The organism is Rhodococcus sp. 06-235-1A, assembly GCF_002258785.1.
Classification (GTDB): Bacteria; Actinomycetota; Actinomycetes; order Mycobacteriales; family Mycobacteriaceae; genus Rhodococcoides.
This window is the reverse complement of the sequence record NZ_NOYI01000027.1, coordinates 197,781-217,589: the sequence shown is the minus strand read 5'-3', so window position 1 is coordinate 217,589 and position 19,809 is coordinate 197,781. Positions and strand designations below refer to the sequence as shown.

At 63.4% G+C, this 19,809-nt stretch carries 19 protein-coding genes; 6 read left to right on the top strand and 13 right to left on the bottom strand.

All coding sequences use genetic code 11. The features are described 5' to 3' along the window. Positions 1-669, top strand: coding sequence for a GntR family transcriptional regulator (locus CH275_RS24660; RefSeq protein WP_094680783.1), 669 nt, complete (start codon positions 1-3; stop codon positions 667-669). Between the two features lie 4 nt (positions 670-673). Here CH275_RS24660 and CH275_RS24655 read toward each other — a convergent pair whose 3' ends face one another. Then, positions 674-1,603, bottom strand: coding sequence for an ABC transporter substrate-binding protein (locus CH275_RS24655; RefSeq protein ID WP_094680782.1), 930 nt, complete (start codon positions 1,601-1,603; stop codon positions 674-676). 91 nt (positions 1,604-1,694) lie between these two features. Between CH275_RS24655 and CH275_RS24650 the strand changes: the two genes are divergently transcribed. Further along, positions 1,695-2,255 carry a carboxymuconolactone decarboxylase family protein gene (locus CH275_RS24650; RefSeq protein ID WP_094680781.1) on the top strand — a complete coding sequence of 187 codons (561 nt, stop codon included), beginning with the start codon at positions 1,695-1,697 and terminating at the stop codon, positions 2,253-2,255. Continuing rightward, positions 2,252-3,016: a class I SAM-dependent methyltransferase gene (locus CH275_RS24645; protein WP_094680780.1), complete on the top strand. Its 765-nt coding sequence runs from the start codon at positions 2,252-2,254 to the stop codon at positions 3,014-3,016. Before CH275_RS24650 ends, CH275_RS24645 begins: the two co-directional genes overlap by 4 nt. A 15-nt stretch (positions 3,017-3,031) precedes the next feature. Here CH275_RS24645 and CH275_RS24640 read toward each other — a convergent pair whose 3' ends face one another. The 9 genes from CH275_RS24640 to CH275_RS24600 are packed head-to-tail and all read right to left on the bottom strand — an operon-like array spanning position 3,032 to position 11,551. Then, the gene (locus tag CH275_RS24640) at positions 3,032-3,637 is read right to left on the bottom strand and encodes a hypothetical protein (RefSeq protein WP_094680779.1); all 606 of its coding nucleotides are present in this window, start codon (positions 3,635-3,637) and stop codon (positions 3,032-3,034) included. 41 nt (positions 3,638-3,678) lie between these two features. Beyond that, positions 3,679-4,623 (bottom strand): MlaD family protein, encoded by a 945-nt coding sequence (locus CH275_RS24635; protein ID WP_094680778.1) that lies wholly within the window; start codon positions 4,621-4,623, stop codon positions 3,679-3,681. After that, a complete protein-coding gene (locus CH275_RS24630; RefSeq protein WP_179276326.1) occupies positions 4,620-5,645 on the bottom strand; it encodes an MlaD family protein in 1,026 nt (341 codons plus the stop codon). The genes CH275_RS24635 and CH275_RS24630 overlap by 4 nt, the downstream gene beginning before the upstream one ends. Further along, complete coding sequence (locus CH275_RS24625) at positions 5,645-6,772, bottom strand: MCE family protein (protein ID WP_179276325.1); 1,128 nt, start codon at positions 6,770-6,772, stop codon at positions 5,645-5,647. Before CH275_RS24625 ends, CH275_RS24630 begins: the two co-directional genes overlap by 1 nt. Then, on the bottom strand, positions 6,772-7,809 hold the full coding sequence (locus CH275_RS24620; protein WP_094681112.1) for an MlaD family protein: 1,038 nt from the start codon (positions 7,807-7,809) through the stop codon (positions 6,772-6,774). The genes CH275_RS24625 and CH275_RS24620 overlap by 1 nt, the downstream gene beginning before the upstream one ends. Beyond that, complete coding sequence (locus CH275_RS24615) at positions 7,806-8,810, bottom strand: MCE family protein (protein WP_094680775.1); 1,005 nt, start codon at positions 8,808-8,810, stop codon at positions 7,806-7,808. Before CH275_RS24615 ends, CH275_RS24620 begins: the two co-directional genes overlap by 4 nt. Further along, positions 8,807-9,847 (bottom strand): MlaD family protein, encoded by a 1,041-nt coding sequence (locus CH275_RS24610; RefSeq protein ID WP_094680774.1) that lies wholly within the window; start codon positions 9,845-9,847, stop codon positions 8,807-8,809. Before CH275_RS24610 ends, CH275_RS24615 begins: the two co-directional genes overlap by 4 nt. A 2-nt stretch (positions 9,848-9,849) precedes the next feature. Continuing rightward, positions 9,850-10,722 (bottom strand): MlaE family ABC transporter permease, encoded by an 873-nt coding sequence (locus CH275_RS24605; protein WP_094680773.1) that lies wholly within the window; start codon positions 10,720-10,722, stop codon positions 9,850-9,852. Positions 10,723-10,735: 13 nt separating this feature from the next. Beyond that, the gene (locus CH275_RS24600) at positions 10,736-11,551 is read right to left on the bottom strand and encodes an MlaE family ABC transporter permease (RefSeq protein ID WP_094680772.1); all 816 of its coding nucleotides are present in this window, start codon (positions 11,549-11,551) and stop codon (positions 10,736-10,738) included. A 239-nt stretch (positions 11,552-11,790) separates the two neighbouring features. On the opposite strand from CH275_RS24600, the gene CH275_RS24595 reads away from it, so the two are divergent. Then, positions 11,791-12,840, top strand: a complete 1,050-nt coding sequence (locus tag CH275_RS24595; RefSeq protein WP_094680771.1) for a M48 family metallopeptidase — start codon at positions 11,791-11,793, stop codon at positions 12,838-12,840. 67 nt (positions 12,841-12,907) lie between these two features. Here the strand turns inward: CH275_RS24595 and lpdA are convergent, their stop codons facing one another. Further along, entirely contained in the window at positions 12,908-14,323 is a 1,416-nt protein-coding gene (gene lpdA, locus CH275_RS24590; protein WP_094680770.1) for a dihydrolipoyl dehydrogenase, read from the bottom strand. A 115-nt stretch (positions 14,324-14,438) separates the two neighbouring features. Here lpdA and CH275_RS24585 point away from each other — a divergent pair, with 115 nt between their 5' ends. After that, on the top strand, positions 14,439-16,508 hold the full coding sequence (locus tag CH275_RS24585; protein WP_094680769.1) for a prolyl oligopeptidase family serine peptidase: 2,070 nt from the start codon (positions 14,439-14,441) through the stop codon (positions 16,506-16,508). 3 nt (positions 16,509-16,511) lie between these two features. Here CH275_RS24585 and CH275_RS24580 read toward each other — a convergent pair whose 3' ends face one another. Together CH275_RS24580 and ppk2 are read right to left on the bottom strand one after the other, a co-directional pair. Next, the gene (locus tag CH275_RS24580) at positions 16,512-17,345 is read right to left on the bottom strand and encodes an alpha/beta hydrolase family protein (protein WP_094680768.1); all 834 of its coding nucleotides are present in this window, start codon (positions 17,343-17,345) and stop codon (positions 16,512-16,514) included. A gap of 1,009 nt (positions 17,346-18,354) precedes the next feature. Beyond that, entirely contained in the window at positions 18,355-19,299 is a 945-nt protein-coding gene (ppk2, locus tag CH275_RS24575; protein ID WP_179276324.1) for a polyphosphate kinase 2, read from the bottom strand. A gap of 286 nt (positions 19,300-19,585) precedes the next feature. On the opposite strand from ppk2, the gene CH275_RS24570 reads away from it, so the two are divergent. Then, positions 19,586-19,792: a PspC domain-containing protein gene (locus CH275_RS24570; RefSeq protein WP_032380296.1), complete on the top strand. Its 207-nt coding sequence runs from the start codon at positions 19,586-19,588 to the stop codon at positions 19,790-19,792. Positions 19,793-19,809: the final 17 nt, after the last annotated feature.

The window sequence follows — 19,809 nt, the reverse complement described above, 5'->3', positions numbered from 1 at the left end:
GTGCCGCGCAAGGACCTTCGCGAGAAGGTCTACTCGTCACTGCGCCGGGATCTCGTTTCCGGTGCCATCAGCTCCACGGAACGGCTCGGCGAGGAGCGTCTCGCGGAGCTGTACGGTGTCTCGCGCACTCCGGTGCGCGAGGCGCTGGCGCGATTACAGGCCGATGGTCTCGTCACCCGAGACGACGCCGGTCTTCATGCGTACCGCCCACGGCTCGGCGAACTGCCCGATCTGTACGAGCTGCGCTCGACCCTCGAAGCCCGCGGCATCACGCGCTCGATGTCGCACCCCGTCGATCGAGAGTCGCTGTCGAACCTGCTCGACACCTGGATCGGTCTGCGCGCACATCCTCCCGAGACCACCGACGACCTGGTGGCGCTGGACGAGAACTTCCACGTCACCTTGCTTGCCGCGTCCGGAAATTCGGCTCTGACCGAAGCCCTGTGCACCGTCAACTCTCGGGTGCGCCCGGTCCGAATACTCGGCGGACTCGATGCCACGGCCGTCGTCTCGGCGATCGATCAGCACATCGACATCGTCGAGCACGTTCTGGCCGGGACCTTGGACTCGGCACTGGAACTGCTTCTGACACATATCGATTCGTCTCGAGATCGGGTGGTCGAGCGAGCCCGGCAGGCCGCGGCGCTGGCGGGTGCTGTCCGGATCTGAAGTGTCAACCGCGATCCGACAGGATTCGATCGATGTCGTCGAGCACGGTCTGCCCGCCCATGGGCCCGACACCGGTGATCCAGTACGACAGATCCACCGCATGCGGATTCGGCAGCACGCCCGCGTTGGCGGAGATCGATGCCGGAATCGCCGCGGGATCCGACGGGTCCGACGCCGTCACGACGATCAGATCAGCTGCCGCCTCGGCCGCCAGCTCGGGCGAGAGGTCCACGGAGATCTCGTCGGCCCATTCCGGCCGCGGCGGAGTGGTGAAGCCTGCGCACTCGAGGGTGCTTCCGGCGAACGAGGACGGCCCGTACAACGTCAGTTCACCGGCGCGGGGGCGAATCAACTGCGCGGTCTTCCCAGCGGTGTCGTGCTTTTCGGCGATCTCGGCGCACCGGTCGTCGTACGCGGTGAGCAGTTCCTCCGCCTTCGCCTCCCTACCGAGAATGCGCCCGACGAACCGGACACTCTCGCGCCACGGATCGGACTGGGAAGCGATGAACACCGTCGGCGCAATGGCGGATAACTGGTCGTAGTACTCACCGTGCCGAGTCTCGGTGCCGAGAATGAGGTCGGGTTGCAGGGCCGCGATGTCTTCGACGGTCGGTTCGGTCACCGTGCCGACCGTTGCGATGCCAGCCGCTTCCGTACCGAGGTACGACGGCACCCCACTCGCTTCGCTGAGTACTGCGGTGCCGACGGGCACGACGCCGAGTGCGACGGTGGTGTCGAGCTCGACCGGCTCGAGAGTGACCACGCGCAGAGGCGTTTCCGGAACGTCGACCGTTCCCCGGACGGTCTCGACAGATCGCGTCGCACTGCCGTGGGCGTCGGAGGTGGCCTCGGTGGACGAACACGCCGTCGCGGTGACACCGAGGGCGGCGACGGTGAGGGCGAGGGCCGTGATGCGGGCATGGAACTTCGTCAAGGGTCCTCCGAGGGGAAATTGTGTCGAATCACAAAGAGGATAGCCTAGCCTTCATCTGCCCGGTGACGTCCGGCCTGTCAGTGGGTACGGTGTGGCTGTGACCACACCACGCATTCCGTCCGGTACCGCCACAACTCTCGGGCCCATCAACTGGGTCATCTGCAAGGTGATCGCCAAGGGTGCAGGCGTGCCGAATCCACATCTGTTCACCACCCTCGGCCGCACCGGTGGTCTGTTCCGAGCATGGCTGTTCTACAGCGCGCACCTGATGCCCGGCGGCAAGATATCGCGCAAGGAATCCGAACTGGTAATCCTGCGTGTGGCTCACCTTCGAGAGTCCGCGTACGAGATGGACCACCACGTTCGGCTCGGCAGGCGCGCAGGCATCGACCGGGATCTGCTGGAGTCGATCAAGATCGGACCCGACGCACCGGGCCTGTCTTCGCGCTATCGCGCGATTCTGACCGCCGTCGACGAACTCATCGCCACCAAGACACTCACCGACACCACCTGGGCCGAGCTCACGACGCAGTTCGACGAACGTCGACTCCTCGAGTTCATGCTGCTGGTCACCCAATACGACGGTCTGGCAACGACTCTCGGCACCCTGCGCGTCGAACGCGACTACGGCGACCGGCCGCCACGACGATGAGCGAGTCGCCCGAGACGGCACTGCGCCGCGCCCTCGAGATGATCGAGCCGGAGATGCTGCGCGGTGTGGCACGCACCGACGGCGGTTACGTCGAATTGTTGCCGGACGTTCCGGCCCCGAACCCGTCGCCTGCGAGTATCGCGATGAACAATCCTGTGGTGGCGGCGATCTACGAAAAGCTGTGGCGCCCGTTCGGAGTGTCCATGATGGGCATCGCCGGCATGTCGATGTCGGCCGAGCGTGCCAAAGCCGTCGCCGACCTTCGCTTGAGCGGCCACCAGCGTGTACTCGATGTCGCTTGTGGCCCAGGGAATTTCACGAAGTTTCTGTCCGAGGCTCTCACCGGTGATGGGCTCGCAGTTGGGTTCGACATCTCCGAGGCGATGATTGCCCGGGCAGTGCGCGACAACCGAGGCCCACGTGCGGCATACGTGCGCGGGGATGCAGCACATCTGCCGTATGCGGACGCAACGTTCGACGCCGTCTGTTGCTACGCCGCGCTCTATCTCGTTCCGAAGCCGATGACGATGCTGGACGAGTTGATTCGCGTCCTACGGCCGGGTGGACGCATCGCCATCATGACGAGCTGCGAGCCACGCCCGGCACCGCTCGGTTCGGTGGTGGGCTTCGGGACCGGCCTGGCGGGCGTCAGGATGTTCCCGAAGAATCAGTTCACCGATATTTTCGCCCGCGCAGGCATGACCGATATGGAACAGGACATCCACGGACTGGCCCAATTCGTCAGCGCCACCAAGCAGTAACCGGCCGAAACGGTCTCAGTTCTTGGGACCGTAGTCGTCGACGATCCAGCGCCCGTCGTGATCGGAGACTGTGACCGCCAGGATGTTGTCCACCGAACCGCCGTCGGGTGACTGCACGTTGCGGGTCTGCTGCTGCGCGTACACCGATATCTTGTACACCCCGTCGGTCTCGGAATCGATTGCTGCCGAGAGCGCTTCGCCCGAGGCGACCACCTGGGATTCGGTCATGATTGCCGTCAGCGCATCCTTCACGCCGTCGTACCGATCCTGCAACGGTTGCGCCGCACCGTCCTTGACGCTCACGAAGAACGCGTCGAGGTCGTTGTAGTCGTAGGTCAGCGATCTGGTCGTGTAGTCCTTGGCGGTGTTCAATGCAATCTGCCGATCCGTCTCTTGCTGCCGCACGGCGTCGAGATCGCCTGCAGCGGAGTGCCACAGGTAGCCGAACACCGCGGCGAGCACAACAGCGATCACTGCAACGGCGACTGCAGCAACCAGGTAGATCGGCCGACCGGAAGCACGTGCAGTGGTCGCCGCCGCTTCGGGGGCAGCCGATTCCGAGGCACCTGCCGAGCTCTCGGCAGTGGTGTCGTGGTCCTGAGCGGTCGCGGTATCGGTCATCGGGGTCACTCCAGTGATGTCGTTTCGAGTCGAGAAATCGGTCAGTTCGGGATGGTCACGGCTACTCGCGCGGGCCCTCCCTCCGGGAAGACTCCGCCCAATATGTCGATGATCTTCCCGGCGTCGACCCGTAACGGCTTGATGGGGGCCGTGTACGGCTTCAACAACGTGGCGATCAGCGCCAGATCCGGGGACGTCGGTGTCAGATAGCTGTCGATCTTGGCGACGAGTGGGCCGACCTGGTCGTCCCACACATCCGAGGCCACATACGAGTACTGCTCGAATGCTTGCAGCAGACTCGACACTCCCTGGCCGGTCGTACCCACCCACGGACCGGCGTCGGTGAGTACCGGACCGTAGCCGTAGGCCTTCCTGCCGAGCTGCTGCGCATTGTCGTAGAGATGTCGAATCTCCTCACTCTTGTCCCGCAACGTCAGAGCCAGCAGCCTGAAAGTGTCGACGAGGTTGTCGATCTCCGGGTCGCGGCCCAGCACCGCGGTGTTTGCAGTGTCTGCCAGCCCCGAAAGCGCACCGGTGTCGATCTGCGCCACCAGTGCATCGACCTTGCCGAGGGTGTCGCTGACCGTGGCCGACACGAGGGTCCGATCCACCGGAATGACCGACCCGTCGTGTAGGAAAGGCGCGCCTGCGCGGCGTGGCCGGATGTCGAGGTACTGCTCCCCCGCCACCGACAGATTGGCAACCACCACCTTCGAATCGACCGGGATGTCGTGGCTCGCATCCAGACTCAGTGTCACATCCAGTCCCGCGGCGGTGACGACGATATCGTCGACCTCACCGACTTTCATGCCGCGCATCGTGACCTGGGAGGTATCCATCAGCCCACCCGACGTCGCCAGTTCCACGATCACCGTGTTGTGTTCGCGACGTGGGTCCATGCCCAGAACACCGACACTCATGTAGCCGATACCGGCCACGGTGAGCACCAGCAGTGCGACGAGCGAGAACACGGTGGAGAGCTTCATCGCACGATTCCGATCGATCGCAGGACGCCGATCATCTCGTCCGCTCTGGCCCCGGGATCCGGTACCCCGTCCGCCCGAACCGAATCGATCGCGATGTTCGGCGTTGTCGAGAAGAACGGCACGAGGCGTTCTCGCAGCAGAGCGTTCACCTTTTCGGCGTTCATCGGCACCGTGGTGTCGGCCGACGAGATGGTCATGATCGCGGGCAGGATTATGGCGATCGCGCCGCTCAACTCCTGATAAGGCGGCGCGAGTACGTCACCGACGTGCTGCGTCCCGTAACCGAGGGCGAGGATCAAATTCACCACGCTGAAGAGCACCTCGGACAGTCCCTGCGCCCGCGATGGGCCCAGGTCCAACACCCGCGTCAGTCCCGCCTCCTGCTGTACCAGCGTGTTCGAAACTCCCTCTGCTGCAGCGAGAATACGGTCGATGTCAACGGTGTTCGCTCCGAGATCGGTAATGGCCGCGCGGGCCGCAGCGTTCACCCGATCGAACATCTGTGGATCCTGCGGCACCGCCGCGTTGACGTTGTTCACCGCTTCCTGCAGTTCCACCACGTGCCCGCCGGTCACCACGTTCGACAATCCGCGCAACACATCCTCGACGTTGTCCGCAGGAATGGTGCGTTCGAGTGGAATGACGTCTCCGTCCGCCAGTTCGCCTCCGCTGGAATCGTTCTCGGGAGGCTGGAGCGAGATGTAGATCTCGCCGAGAATCGTGCTCTGCCGAAGCTCTGCGATCGTATTCTCGGGAAGGCGGACCGCGGCCGCGAGATCGACCGTTGCCACGGCCTTGTCGTCGACGAGGGTGACGTGGTCCAGAACCCCGGCATCGACGCCGTCGACGACCACCTTGGCCTTGGCGGGCAGGTTGAGCACGCTGGCGAACTCGATGTCCACGGTGTACTTGTCGCCGTCGACATAGCTGCCGGGGATCGGCAGATCGGCCGGGTTCACGCTGCACCCGGCGATCACCGTTCCGATCACCAGAATTGTTCCGGCCCGGAATCGTGTTCGCATCATCGCCATCCCGCCGATCCGAGAATCAACTGCACCAGGCCGACATCGATGACATCGCCGCGCTGCTGATCAGCCGAACAGGTGGGGCGGTACTTGTTGATCACGGCACAGATCTCGTTGGGAGAATTGGTGTCGATCTCGAATTGCGGTGGGTGGTAGGTCAATCGGCCCGCTCGCAGATCCTCGTCGTAGAGCGTCACCAACGAATCGCTCACGGTGGGGACCTGTTCGAGAATGTCCTTGATATCGCCGATACGGCCCAGCCCCACGTCCACGATGGGTATCAGCTGGTCGAGGAACCCGTATACCTTGTCGGCGTACTTGTCGAGTTGCCGCTCCAGGACGGGAATGAAGTCCACCGCCAAGTCCACTGCACCTGCGAACTCCGTCGTGAACTCGGACAGCGTGATCATGCCGGCCTTCAAGTTGTCGAGCAGCTTGGCGACGTCGGGCCAGTTGACCGCGAACACGTCGACGAGCTTGTCGATGTTGTCGATCAGACGTCGCACGGTGGCGTCGCGGTCGGTGGGTTCACCCACCAGCACCGAGAGCTGCTGGATGGCCGAATTGAGCTGTGGCCCCGATCCGTCGAGGGCACCGTCGAGCGATCGAAGGGTGTTGCCGAGTATCTCCGGTCGATTGCCGTCTGCATCGGCCGGACCGAGCAGGTCCGTGGCGAGCTTCGAAACGGCATCGAAGGTTTCGCTCGCACCGAGAGGAGTCCGCGTGCGCGCCAGCGGAATGCACTGGGCTCGATCGAATTCGGGCCCGTCGGTGTACGGCTCGGTGAACTCCACATGCCGGTCGGTGACGACCGAACTGGACAATGTGACTGCACCGACCTCGGCAGGCAATGCCAGGTTGTCGTCCACCTCCATCGTCACCAGAACGCCGTCGGGAACGCCGGCATCGGCGGAGATGGACGTCACCGTTCCCACGGCAACACCGAGCATGGTGACCGAGTTGCCCTCGTACAGGCCGACCGTGTCGGTGAATTCCGCACAGACACTGGAGGTTCGGCTCACCACATCGAGCGAACCGCTCGCGGACGCAACGGTACCGGTCAGTGCGGCCACTGCGACCAGCGATACTGCGACCACAACCGGTCGCTTCCACTGCCGAGCCATCAGCATGTCCTTCCCGGAAGCGGAATGCACACGCCCGCGCCGGTGACGACGCTCTGAGACTGGTCGACCACCGCCCCATCGGCGTCACCGTGTGCCACCAATGCGCCGATCTGGTCGGAGGCGGTCTTGACCTGGGTCAGCGCCGCATCGAAGTCGCCGAATTGCGCGAAGACCTTCTGCACTATCTCCTCCAGCTGAACCACCGAAGGCTCGATGCCCTCCTCGTACGCCATCAGGGGCCGGTGGAACAGCGCGAACAGGCGCTTCAAGAGATCGAATGCACTGACCACGTCCGTGCGCTTGTCACCGAAGCCCTTCGTCAGAGTCCCCAACTGTCGCACCAACTCGTCGAGCATCAGCTGATCGGAGGACAGAGCCGCGGTGTACTCGTCGGATACCGCCAGACCTCGTTCGAGCTGATCGGAACGCTGAGCGATCAGATCGGTGAGTGCAGTGAGATTGTCGACCACCCGGCGAGTCGACTCCGGCTGGACGGTCAGTGCTGCGTCCACTTCGGCGATGGTCGCGCGCAGCGTCGAGCCGTCGATGTCGCGGACCAACGGCGTTACTTGCTCGAGTGTCTTCGAGAGGTCGAACGGGGTCTTGGTGCGTTCCGTCGGAATGGGGGTATCGCCGAGAGGTGCCTCGCCGGTGGACACGAGCTTGATGTAGTGCCCACCGATCGGAGTCAGCAATTGCACCGAGAGACTGGAGGTATCACCGACGAAGACATCGCGGTCCACACCGAACGTGATATCGACGTGGTCACCGGCTAGCGCCACTGTGCGTACGGTGCCGACGGCGATCCCGGCCAATCTGATCTCGTCACCTGCCGCGAGGCCACCGGACGAGCCGAAATGCGCAAGGTAGGTCCGCTCGCCGAACGGCACGGCGTACACCGCGCCTGCTCCCAGCAACAGCACCGCGGCCACGAGCGTACCGAGGACACCCCAGATCAGATGCTTGCGGTTCTCGGACTGCTCGTCGCGAACACCCTTGCGGACGGTCCGACGCGGAGATCTCTGCGGCCCGTTCATCGGCACACCACCAAGTTCTGATTGCCGAGAACGATCCGGCCGATTCCCGGTATGTCCTGCTGCCCTCGACTACACGAGTAGGTCTGTCCCGGTTCCGGGATGCGCTGGTTCAATCCGGTCAGCAACGACGGGGTCAGCGCCAGGATCTCGGTCACCTGATCGGTCTGCGGTATCAAGCGTCGAAGCATGCCGTCGATCGGGGCGTATCCGCCGTCGTAGGCGTCGCGCAATTGCTCGCCCAGTCCGACCAGTGGGCCGAAGCCGTAATTGGTGTGGTCGAGGGAAGACAGGACACGATCCATCTCGGTACTCAATCGCGATACCAGCGCGGTCAACTGTTCTACGAGGCTCGCCACCGAAGCCGACTTTCCGCCGATGGTCGAGGAGATGCGTCCCAGGTTGTCGATGAGCAGGGCGATGATCGCCTCACGTTGGGTGGCGAAGGTGGTGATCGTATCGATGTCTCTCAACACCGGCGCTATTCCGCTGCCGTCGCCCTGCACCATCCGAAGGATGTTCTCCGCGAACAGGTTCAGCTGGTCGGTGTCCAATGTGTCGAAGATCGGCTGGAAACCGTTGAACAGCTCGGTGATGTCGAACGACGGGACCGTGTTCTCGAGCGCAATGGTGGAACCGGCAGGAAGCAGCAGCCCGGAATCGGACCCCGATTGCACCAGTTCGACGTACCGCTGACCGAGCAGATTCTGGTATCTGACGGCTGCGTGCGTTGTCTCGTACACCGACCGAGAGGACTCGATCTCCATCGACACCGTGGCCAGTGAGCCGTCGAGCTCGATCGACTCGACCTTGCCGATCTGCACCCCGGACATACGAACGTCGTCGCCCTCGTACAACCCCGATACATCGTCGAAGGTCGCTGTGTAGTAGGACTTCTCACCGCCTACCGGCGTTCTCAACGCCGCGACGATCACGTATGCGCACAGCACGATCACGACCGTGAACACCACCAGCTTGACGACGGTTCCGCTCACTTTGATCACCGCTCCCCCTGGCTTTCGTACGCGGACACTGCGCTCGCCATGTTCGGCATGGTGCGCACGATGACGTCGAGCTGTAGTTGCGGCGCACCGTCGACTATCGGGAACGCATCGGACACCCCGTCGATCACCGTCGGGACCCGGTCGTATGCCGGAGCAAGCGTGCCGAGCGAGGCGGTGATCGGTACCAACAGGTCGAGCGTCGTCGAGAGCAGCTTCGTCAGGTCCGGGTTGTTCGTCTCGAGCAACTTGCCCAACGGAACAAGCAATTGATAACTCAGCCCGTCGATCGCGTCGAGAGTGCGGGTTCTGTTGTCCATCGGCTCGTAGTAGGCACTGTTGTCCACTACTCCCACCACAAGATCCAGCAGCGGCGGTATGAGATCGTCGATGCCCTGTCCCAGTTCGCCGCCGCGATGCAACTTGAGCGACAGCGGATCGATCTGATTCTCGGTGAGCATGCGGGCGGTGTCGAAGTACGGCTTCAGGCTTTCCGACACGTCCGAGGAGATCCGAGCCAGCAGGTCCCTCAGGTGTTGCACCTGGTCCGTGTCGAGCACCTCGGTCAATGCCGCGACTCGCCGAAAGACACTGGTGACAGTGACATTGGCACTATCTGGCGCAATGGTGAGCGTCGAGTTCTCCGGAAGGGCTCCGCCTGTGCCGTCGGAGATCAGCTCGATGGCCGTCGACCCGAAGACGTTGGACGAGGTGAACTGAGCCTGCAGAGTATCGGTCAACTCAGCCGATTGGGCCCCGTCGATGGACAGTTCGAGCCGTTGCCGACCGAACCCGAGAGTCTCTATCTCCTCGACGGTTCCGATGGCCAGTCCTCGGAACTTAACCTCGGCACCGGGAGCGAGACCGTCGCCGACGGTCGCTGCATCGATGGTGAGCGCGAACCTCGACTCGAAATACCCTGTGGCGTATGCGGTGAGCAACACTGCCACCACCGTGATCACGGCGAGAACGATCAGACCGCGCGCCCTCAGGGTCGCCGGCCCCGCCGACCGTCCGGACAGATCTTCGAACACGGCCATCGCTACCCCGAAATCCTTATCCCCGAATCGAATCCCCACAACACGATGGTGAGGATCATGTCCAGCACGACGACGGCGATCAGGCTCGCGCGAATGGCCCGCCCCGACGCACGCCCTACGCCTTCCGGCCCGCCGGACGCGTAGTAGCCCTGGTAGCCGTGAATCAGGATGATGGTGATGACGAATACCGTCGCCTTGAGCAGCGACCACACCACGTCCATCGGCTGTAGGAACGCTGTGAAGTAGTGGTCGTAGGTGCCGGACGACTGGCCGTTGAAGACGCCGACAACCACTTGGCACGCAACGTAACTGAGGATCAGCGTCAGAAGGTACAGCGGAACGATGGTGATGATTCCTGCGATGACACGCGTGGTGACGACGAAAGGAATCGAGCGAATGCCCTGCGCTTCGAGTGCATCGATCTCCTCCGAGATGCGCATCGCCCCGATCTCGGCCGTCATCCTGCAACCTGCCTGGGCGGCGAATCCGATGGCCGCGACCATCGGCGCGAGTTCACGGGTACTGGCGTAGGCCGAGACGAAGCCGGTCAACGGTTCCATGCCCACCATGCCCAGGCTGTTGAACCCCTCGATCCCGATGGAGGCACCGACCGCGATGCCGAGCACCACGAGTACCGAGACCGTTCCGCCGCCCACGACGAGAGCTCCGCTGCCCCAGGTGATGTCGCTGAGGATCAGCATCATCTGCCTGCGGTACGAGCGGAGTGTGTGCGGAATAGCGGCGAGCACCTGGATGCAGAAGGTCAGCTGATGCCCCAGCGACTGCAGCATCGAACCGGGAATACGCCCGAGTCGACGGACGTACCTGCCGGCATGGAGGGTGCCGCGCGGCGCATACCGAGACGGAGTTGCCATCGAAGTCTGTCCCCTATCCGAGCTTCTGCGGCATGAACATCGCGACCAGTTGCGTGATGACCACGTTGACCGCGAAGGCCGAGATCACCCCGATGACGACGGCGGCGTTGACGGCGTTGGCAACTCCACGCGGACCGTCGACAGCAGCGAATCCGCGTTGGCACGCGACGATCACCACGATGACCCCGAAGATCTCGGTCTTGATCAGGGCCACCACCAGATCGCCGACGGAGGCGAAGGAGGCGAACGAGGAGATGTAGCTGCCCGGGGTGCCGCCCTGGAATCCGACGTTGATCAGGTAGCCGGCGGTGATACCCATGAAGACGATCAGGATGCACAGCAGCGGTGCCACGAAGAGAATCGCCGCCAACCGGGGCACGACGAGGCGTCGCACCGGGTCGATGCCCATGGTCTTCAGTGCGTCGATCTCGTCGCGGATCGTCCGCGATCCCAGATCTGCGGCTATGGCCGAACCGGCAGCCCCACCGAGAAGTAGTGCGGCGACGATCGGCGCACCCTGGCGGATCACCCCGAGGCCGCCCGCGGCCCCGGCAATCGAGGTGGCACCGATCTGATCGGTGAGCGAGCCGACCTGCACCGAGACGATCACCCCGAACGGAATCGAGACGAGGATGGCGGGAACCGCGGTCACGGTCACCACGAACCACGCCTGATCGATCGAGTCGCGCCACGGATGTCGGAGGCGAACGATGTCGACGACCAGATGCACGAACGCATCGAGTGCCAGCTCCAGAGCGCGCCCGAACGTCCGGAATCCGGAGACCACACGGGACCCTGCGGTTCCGGTGAGGCTCGATCGGATCGCCAACTCGGCTGACCCCCCAGGTGGACAACGCGAGGCACGTGCGGTTGCGCTCGCAGCACGCGCCGAACCCCTCGGTGCGTCGAAAAGGGAAAGTATCAGCTGGTCGACGGCAAGGTGACGTTTTCATCACTTGCAGAGCTATGAGTGTTCACAGAATCGCCAGCACTGCTTCATGATTCGGGTTCGGACCGCTCGCCCCCTTTACTGATACTTTGGATTCTCGTCGACGCTGGGAGAAGAGATTGACAAGCGCTCCGGATCGCAGCCGCATCGAATTCCCCGACATCTCCTCTCGGACGTGGGAACACCCGTCGGATCGAGCTGCGCTGGTCACCCTGCGCACCCTCAAAGGTTTCGACACCGTTCTGCGCACGCTGTCCGGGCTGTTGCGCGAACGACAGCATCGCCTGATGTACCTCGCCACCGCGGTGCGCGTCGACGGTCGTCAGTTCAAGGACCTGAACGATCTACGCAGCGACTGCGTGCAGATTCTCGGGGCCGAGGAGACACCCGAACTGTTCGTGGTTCAGTCGCCCATGGTCAACGCGTTCACGATCGGCATGGACCGCCCGTTCATCGTCCTGACCACCGGCATGCTCGACATCATGACCTACGAGGAGCAGCGATTCGTCGTCGGACACGAGCTGGGCCACGCGCTGTCCGGTCACGCGGTGTATCGCACCGTGCTGATGCATCTGATGCGCCTCGCCGGCACCGTCGGCTGGGTTCCGGTGGGCGGCTGGGCCCTACGCGCGGTCATCGCCGGCCTGATGGAATGGCAGCGCAAGTCCGAATTATCCGGTGACAGAGCGGGATTGCTGTGCGGACAGGATGTGCACACCGCGATCCGCGTGCAGCTGAAGTTGGCGGGCGGCGCACGCATCAGCGAGATCGACGTCGACGCATTCCTCGAGCAAGCTGCCGAGTACGAGTCCAGTGGGGATCTGCGTGACGGCGTGCTCAAGCTGCTCAATCTCGAACTGCTCTCGCATCCCTTCTCGGTGCTCCGCGCCGCCGAGCTGAAGAAGTGGGTCGACAGCGGCGAGTACGCGACCGTGCTACGAGGCGACTACCCGCGTAGGTCCACCGACCACGAGGCCAAGGTGTCGGAGGAGTTCCGCAACGCGGCACGCACGTACAAGAACAACTTCGACACCTCGGAGGACCCGCTGATCAAGACGGTGCGCGACATCGGTAGCGGCTTCACCGGTGCCGTCGACGCCGTCGGCAACGGAATCGGCGACGTGGCGTCGGACATCAAGGGTCGCTTCGATCACTGGCGAAAGTCGTAGGCAGAGCACCCAAAACGAACGGCGGCGACCACCGAAGTGGTCGCCGCCGTTGTGTTCGGGGAGAGGATCAGAAGTTGATCATGTGGCCTGCGAGGCCGTGGATCGCTTCCTGCAGAGCCTCCGACAGCGTCGGGTGCGTGTGGACGTTGCGGGCCAGCTCGTTGACCGTGAGGTCCCACTTCTGGGCCAGGGTCAGCTCGGGCAGCAGCTCCGAGACGTCCGGTCCTATGAGGTGGCCGCCGAGAAGCTCGCCGTGCTCGGTGTCGGCGATGAGCTTGACGAAGCCGGTGGCGTCGCCCAAGCCGTGTGCCTTGCCGTTGGCAGCGAACGGGAAGTTCGCCACCTTGATGTCGGATCCGCGCGCCTGCGCTTCTTCGCGAGCCTGGTCCTCGGTGAGACCGAAGCTCGCGACCTGCGGCTGGCAGAACGTCGCACGCGGCATCATGCGGTAGTCGTCGATCGGCAATGTCTCTGCGCCGCCGATCGTTTCGGCAGCCACGACGGCCTGTGCCTCGGCCACGTGGGCGAGCTGCAGCTTGGCGGTGACGTCGCCGATGGCGTAGATGTGCGGCACGTTGGTCTGCATCGTGTTCGTGATGCCGATGGCACCGCGATCGGTGAGCTCGACGCCGGTCTTCTCCAGGCCGAAGCCCTCGACGCGAGGCGCGAAACCGACGGACTGCATCACCTTGTCGACGGTGATCGACTCGGTCTCGCCCGACTTGTTGTTCTTGACCGCGACCGTCACCTTGGAGCCGTCGTCGTCGATGCTCTGCACGGCCGCGCCGGTCATGATCTTGACGCCGAGCTTCTTGTACTGCTTCTCGATTTCCTTCGAGACGTCTTTGTCCTCGTTGGGGAGCGCGCGATCGAGGAACTCGACGATGGTGACGTCGACTCCGTAGTTCTTGAGGACGTAGCCGAACTCCATGCCGATCGCACCGGCACCGACGATGAGGATCGAACCCGGCAGGTCCTTCGTCATGATCTGCTCTTCGTACGTGACGACGTTCTCGCTCAGTTCCGTGCCCGGGAGCAACTTGGTGGTGCTGCCGGTCGCGATGATCGCGTTGTCGAACGTGATCGTCTCGGTGCCACCCTTGGTCAGCTCGACCTCGATGGTGTTGGCATCGGTGAACGTGCCCTTGCCGTCGTACTCGGGGATCTTGTTCTTCTTCATCAGGAAGTGGATGCCCTTGACGCGGCCGTCGGCAACCTTGCGGCTGCGGTCGAACGCTGCGCCGAAGTCGAAGGACGCTTCACCCGAGATACCGAACAGCTTGGCCTCTTTGGTGAAGAGGTGCGCCAGTTCGGCGTTACGGAGAAGGGCCTTCGAGGGGATGCAGCCCACGTTCAGGCACACACCGCCCCAGTACTTCTTCTCGATGATGGCAGTGCTGAGTCCGAGTTGTGCCGCGCGGATAGCAGCGACGTACCCACCGGGACCGGCTCCGAGGACAACGACGTCATAGTGTGAGGTCACGAGTCCCCAGCGTAGTCGTGCTGTCCGACGCTGTCTCGACCTGGTCTTCGTTACCAGCCGGTAGCCACCCGGGCACCGACCACCCCGATGGTCCGACTGCTGCTAGAACTGTGGAATGGCACATTCGGACGACCCGTACCTCTGGCTCGAAGACGTCACCGGCGAGCAGGCACTCGATTGGGTCCGCTCTCGCAACGAGGTGACCACCGAGGCAGTGTCCGGAGACGAGTTCGACGCCACCGAGTCCCGCATCCGTGAGGTTCTCGACACCGATGCACGAATCCCGTACGCCCGCCGCCGAGGTCGTTTCCTCTACAACTTCTGGCGCGATGCCGAGCATGTTCGCGGCCTCTGGCGGCGCACCACGATGGAGGAGTACCGAACCGAAAATCCTACGTGGGATGTGCTGCTCGATGTCGACGCGTTGGCCGAGAGCGAGGGTGAGAACTGGGTGTGGGGCGGGGCCCAGGTACTGCGCCCCGATCAGCGGCTGGCGCTGATCACGCTCTCCCGCGGTGGGGCCGACGCGACGGTGGTCCGTGAATTCGACATCGACTCCCGCGCGTTCCGCGCCCCGGAGGACGGCGGGTTCGCGCTGCCCGAGGCCAAGACCGACATCGGTTGGATCGACGCCGACACCGTCTTCGTCGGAACCGATTTCGGGGACGGGTCACTGACCGAGTCGGGCTACCCGCGGATCACCAAGCGGTGGCGGCGCGGCACTCCCCTCGTCGAGGCCGAGACCGTCTTCGAGGGTGAAGCACAGGACATCTCGATCTCCGCCTGGCACGATCGCACCCCGGGCTTCGAGCGCGACTTCGTGCAGCGTGCCACCGACTTCTACAACTCCGAGAACTACCTGCTCGATGGATCCGGTTTGACGCTGATCCCGACGCCGACCGATGCGTCGACCTCGGTGCACGAGAACTGGTTGCTGGTGCGCACGATGACGCCGTGGCAGGTCGGCGACGAAACCTATCCGGCCGGCGCGCTGCTCGCTGCAGATTTCGACGAGTTCCTTTCCGGCACAACAGCTCTCACCGTGCTGTTCGCCCCGGATGCGCACACGTCACTGCACCAGTACGCCTGGACCGAGAACCACCTGTTGCTGGTGACGCTGCAGGACGTGCGGACGCAACTGCACGTCCTGACCCCTCGTGCGCGTTTTGCGTACCTGGAGGGACGCAAAACGCGCACGAGGGAGTGGGACACGACCACCATCGACGGGTTGTCGGACCTGACGTCCACCGAGATCATCGGCACCGACGCCGAAGAGAACGGTGACGAATTCTTCCTCTCCTCGTCCGGCTATCTCACACCGGCGACACTGCTGGTGGGCACGGTGGGCGGCGAGCTGGAAGTACTCAAGCAGGCCCCGGAATTCTTCGACGCCGACGGCATGACGGTCGAGCAGTTCTTCGCTCGGTCCGACGACGGCACCGACATCCCCTACTTCGTCGTGCGCCGCACCGATTCCGGCCCTGGCCCGACATTGCTGTACGGCTACGGCGGCTTCGAGATCTCGATGACGCCCGGCTACAGCGGCGCAACGGGGCGGGCGTGGCTCGAACGAGGAGGCACGTACGTCGTCGCCAACATTCGCGGTGGCGGTGAGTACGGGCCGACGTGGCACACCCAGGTACTACGCGCCGGACGCCATCTGGTGCACGAGGACTTCGCCGCTGTCGCACGCGACCTCGTCACCCGGGGCATCACCACCACCGAGCAGCTGGCCGCGCAGGGCGGTAGCAACGGCGGCCTACTGATGGGCATCATGGTGACGAAGTACCCGGAGCTGTTCGGCGCGTTGGTATGTCAGGTTCCATTGCTGGACATGAAGCGGTACCACCTATTGCTCGCGGGTGCCTCATGGGTGGCCGAGTACGGCAACCCGGACGACCCGGCCGAGTGGGAGTTCATCTCCCAGTACTCCCCGTACCAGAACGTGGTGGCCGCATCCGAGCGTCGGTATCCACCGATTCTGATCGCCACGTCGACTCGGGACGATCGCGTCCATCCCGGGCACGCACGCAAGATGGCCGCATTGCTGGCCGAACTCGGGCACGACGTGAGCTACTACGAGAACATCGAGGGCGGACACGGCGGGGCGTCGGACAATGCGCAGTTGGCGTTCAAGACGGCGTTGACCTACGAATTTCTGTGGCGGCACCTTTCCCTGGAGTGACTCCTAGCGATGAATCCACTCGGCGACGAGGTCGGCCACCGCGGTGGGGTCACGAATCCAACCGTTGTGACCGAGCGGCTCGTCGACGTGCTTCGAGGTGACATCGGCATGAACGAGCTTGCGGACGAGGTTGTCCATCGAGCCACGAGGCGCGAGGTCATCACCCTCGATGGTCACCGCGAGCACCGGGAGGGTCAGACGGCCCATGCGTTCCTCGTAATCCATGTCCGCCCCCGCCGGCTCGATCGAACCGGTGCGCGCGAACCGGGACCAGTCGTCGATGAGGACGCGCGACTGACGACCGAAGCCGCCGATACCTATTCGGTCCCCCGGCCAGAACCCAGCGATGCTGCTGGTGATCGCCATGGCGGCGGCCCCTACGTACAACGGGACGCCACGAGTTGCGCCGAATCCACGGTGATACGGCGATCCGGACGCCACCAGAATCAATCCACCGAGCCTGCCTCGGATACGAGCGGCATACATCGAACCGAGCTGCCCACCCATGCTGTGACCCAGAAGGTACGGCGTCGCCTCGGGAAACCGTTCCCGAACAACCTCGAAGATCGCTGGAAAATCGACCGACACCAATTCTTGATAGCCGTACCGACTCGCCGAACTCGGTTTCGGCACACTGTCACCCTGGCCGCGTAGGTCGCCGATCGCGGCGTGAAATCCGCGCGAGACGAGCGCCTCGGCGAACAGGCGATAATAGCCACCGGGAATACCGAGGCCGGGGAGAACGACGATCACGGGCGCATCGTCACGCCCTTCGCCGGGAAAGAGTGACACCGGCACCGTCGAACCGTCGGGCATCTGGATGGGTACCGTGTCCATCGGGCCACCTTAAATGGGTGGACGAGAGCGGACTGCACCGGATTGCCGAAGCACGACGACCATCATCTCGAGACACGTCGGGCCGCATCCGCCGACTACACGGATACGGCCCGAAGAAGAGCTGAGATCAGAACGGTGTGACGATGACGTCCGGTGTCGAGCTTCCGGCTCCGTCTACCAACGCGGCGCTACCGGTGACCGTGCTGAAAAAGCTGGCGACATACTGGAAGAAGTCCACGTGTGCTCCTGGGTGAGTGCGATGCACCGATCACCGTTTGATCGATGCCGCACTATTGATACCGCACTGTTCGGTCGGCCGCCACATCTACCGCACCGGACCGTAGTTGTCGGAACCGACGACTTCCGGTCGGACTCAGCGACGATGCCGGTACCCGTTGTTCGGGTACCGGCATCGTCGACTCGAAAGGTCGGACCGCGATTGCAGTCGTCAGGCCGCGCTGCCCGAAAGCAGGAGCGGAAGAAGAATCTCGAAGAGGCTACCGAGTAGTTCAGCCGACATAACTGTTGCTCCTTGGTCGAGGGGATTCGCAGATCAAAAGTGACGGACGTCACTCGATTTCCTCTGCAAGGAGATTTCTACCCGTTCACATCACGTTCCGTATACACAATCGGGACTAAAAGTCGAAAATCTTGGTGAGCTATCACAAAACAATCACGACGTCGCCGATGCCGCGGCCGCCCCCCGACGGCGACCGCGGCCGTGACGGACGACTAAGCGGCGCTACCCGAGGTCAACACGCCGACGATCTGATCGACGATCGCGTCGACGATGCCGTCGTAGACGCCGGTGGCGATGTCGGTGAAGAACTGCGCTGCTGAACCCATGGGATCTCCTGATGCTCGTGTTTACGTACAGCCGTAGGTGATACGACCTCCCTCGTTCCTACCGCACGCCGACGTCCGGTGCAGCACCCGGTACCAACTCGAGATCTCGAAGCGGTAGCACCGCAACGATTCATAGGTAGTGCGACCGAGTTCTCGGCGAAAACTATTCGCCGATCACGTCTTTCGCGCGACCGACGAGCAACGGGTCGGTTTTGCCGACGATTTCGGGGTCTTTGTTGGCGTAGTCGAACTTGTTGAGCACAAAACGCATTGCGTTGATGCGGGCGCGCTTCTTGTCGTTGCTCTTGACCACTGTCCACGGCGCGATATCGGTATCGGTGGCCCGGAAGTTCTCTTCCTTCGCCGCGGTGTACGCGTCCCACTTGTCCAGCGAGGCAAGGTCCATCGGGGAGAGTTTCCATTGCCGCACCGGGTCGACCTGCCTGATGGCGAAGCGGGTGCGCTGCTCGTGCTGCGACACCGAGAACCAGAACTTGGTCAGGCTGATGCCCTCGTCCACGAGCATCTGCTCGAACAGTGGTGCCTGACGGACGAACTGGGCGTGCTGCTCGTCGGTGCAGAAACCCATGACGCGCTCGACGCCTGCCCGGTTGTACCAGGACCTGTCGAACATCACGATCTCCCCGGCCGCGGGTAGGTGCGCGATGTAACGCTGGAAGTACCACTCCGTCGACTCACGCGCCGAGGGCTTCTCCAGAGCGACGACGCTGGCACCACGCGGGTTCAGGTGCTCCATGAAGCGCTTGATCGTGCCGCCTTTACCGGCGGCGTCGCGACCTTCGAAGATGATGACGTGACGACGCCCGGTCTCCTTGGTCCACATCTGAAGCTTCAGAAGCTCGATCTGCAGCAGGCGCTTCTCGAGGTCGTACTCCGCCCGGGTCATGCGCTCGTCGTACGGGTAGTTCTCCCGCCAGGTATCGACGACGTGGCCGTCGGGAACCGTCAGCAGAACCGGATCGTCGTCATCGGAGTCGTCGACGGTGAAGCCCGAGGTGTCGGCAAGATCGACAGCCTCGGTGATGTCGAGCAAGTCGCTCAGGTTCGTACGTGGAGCCTCACCGTTGCGGAGATCGTTGTCGGTCATGTGCCGAAAGTTAGTGCTCATCGGTGACCAATTCATGGCGATTCGGTGAACACCCGACGCCTCTGGAGCGCTGCGCGAGTACCCGGCCCGCAAGGGGGACGGGCCGGGTACGCGCACGGCCGATCGATAGCGACCGTAACCCCCGCCGGAGTCTGCGGTCCAGGGCTCGACCGGGAAAAGTCGAGAATCTTGTTCGCGCCGCGCTTTCGGACCATCCGTTTATCGGGGTGGATATGGGTGAAACCCCCGATGCGCCGAAAGCCGTTGATGACGCAGACTTTTCACCATGACATTCGAGAGCGGTTCACCCAGAGAATTCACCCTGTCCAGTTCACAGAAGATGATCGGAGGTGTGTGCGGCGGCATCGCAGAATACTTCGGCTGGGACGTCAACGTCGTCCGCCTTGCCACCGTCGCCGGAGCGGTCCTGACCGGCGGGACCGTCGTGCTGATCTACCTCGCAGCCCTGATGCTGGTGCCGCGTCGTGCATGACAGCGCAGCCCGGACAC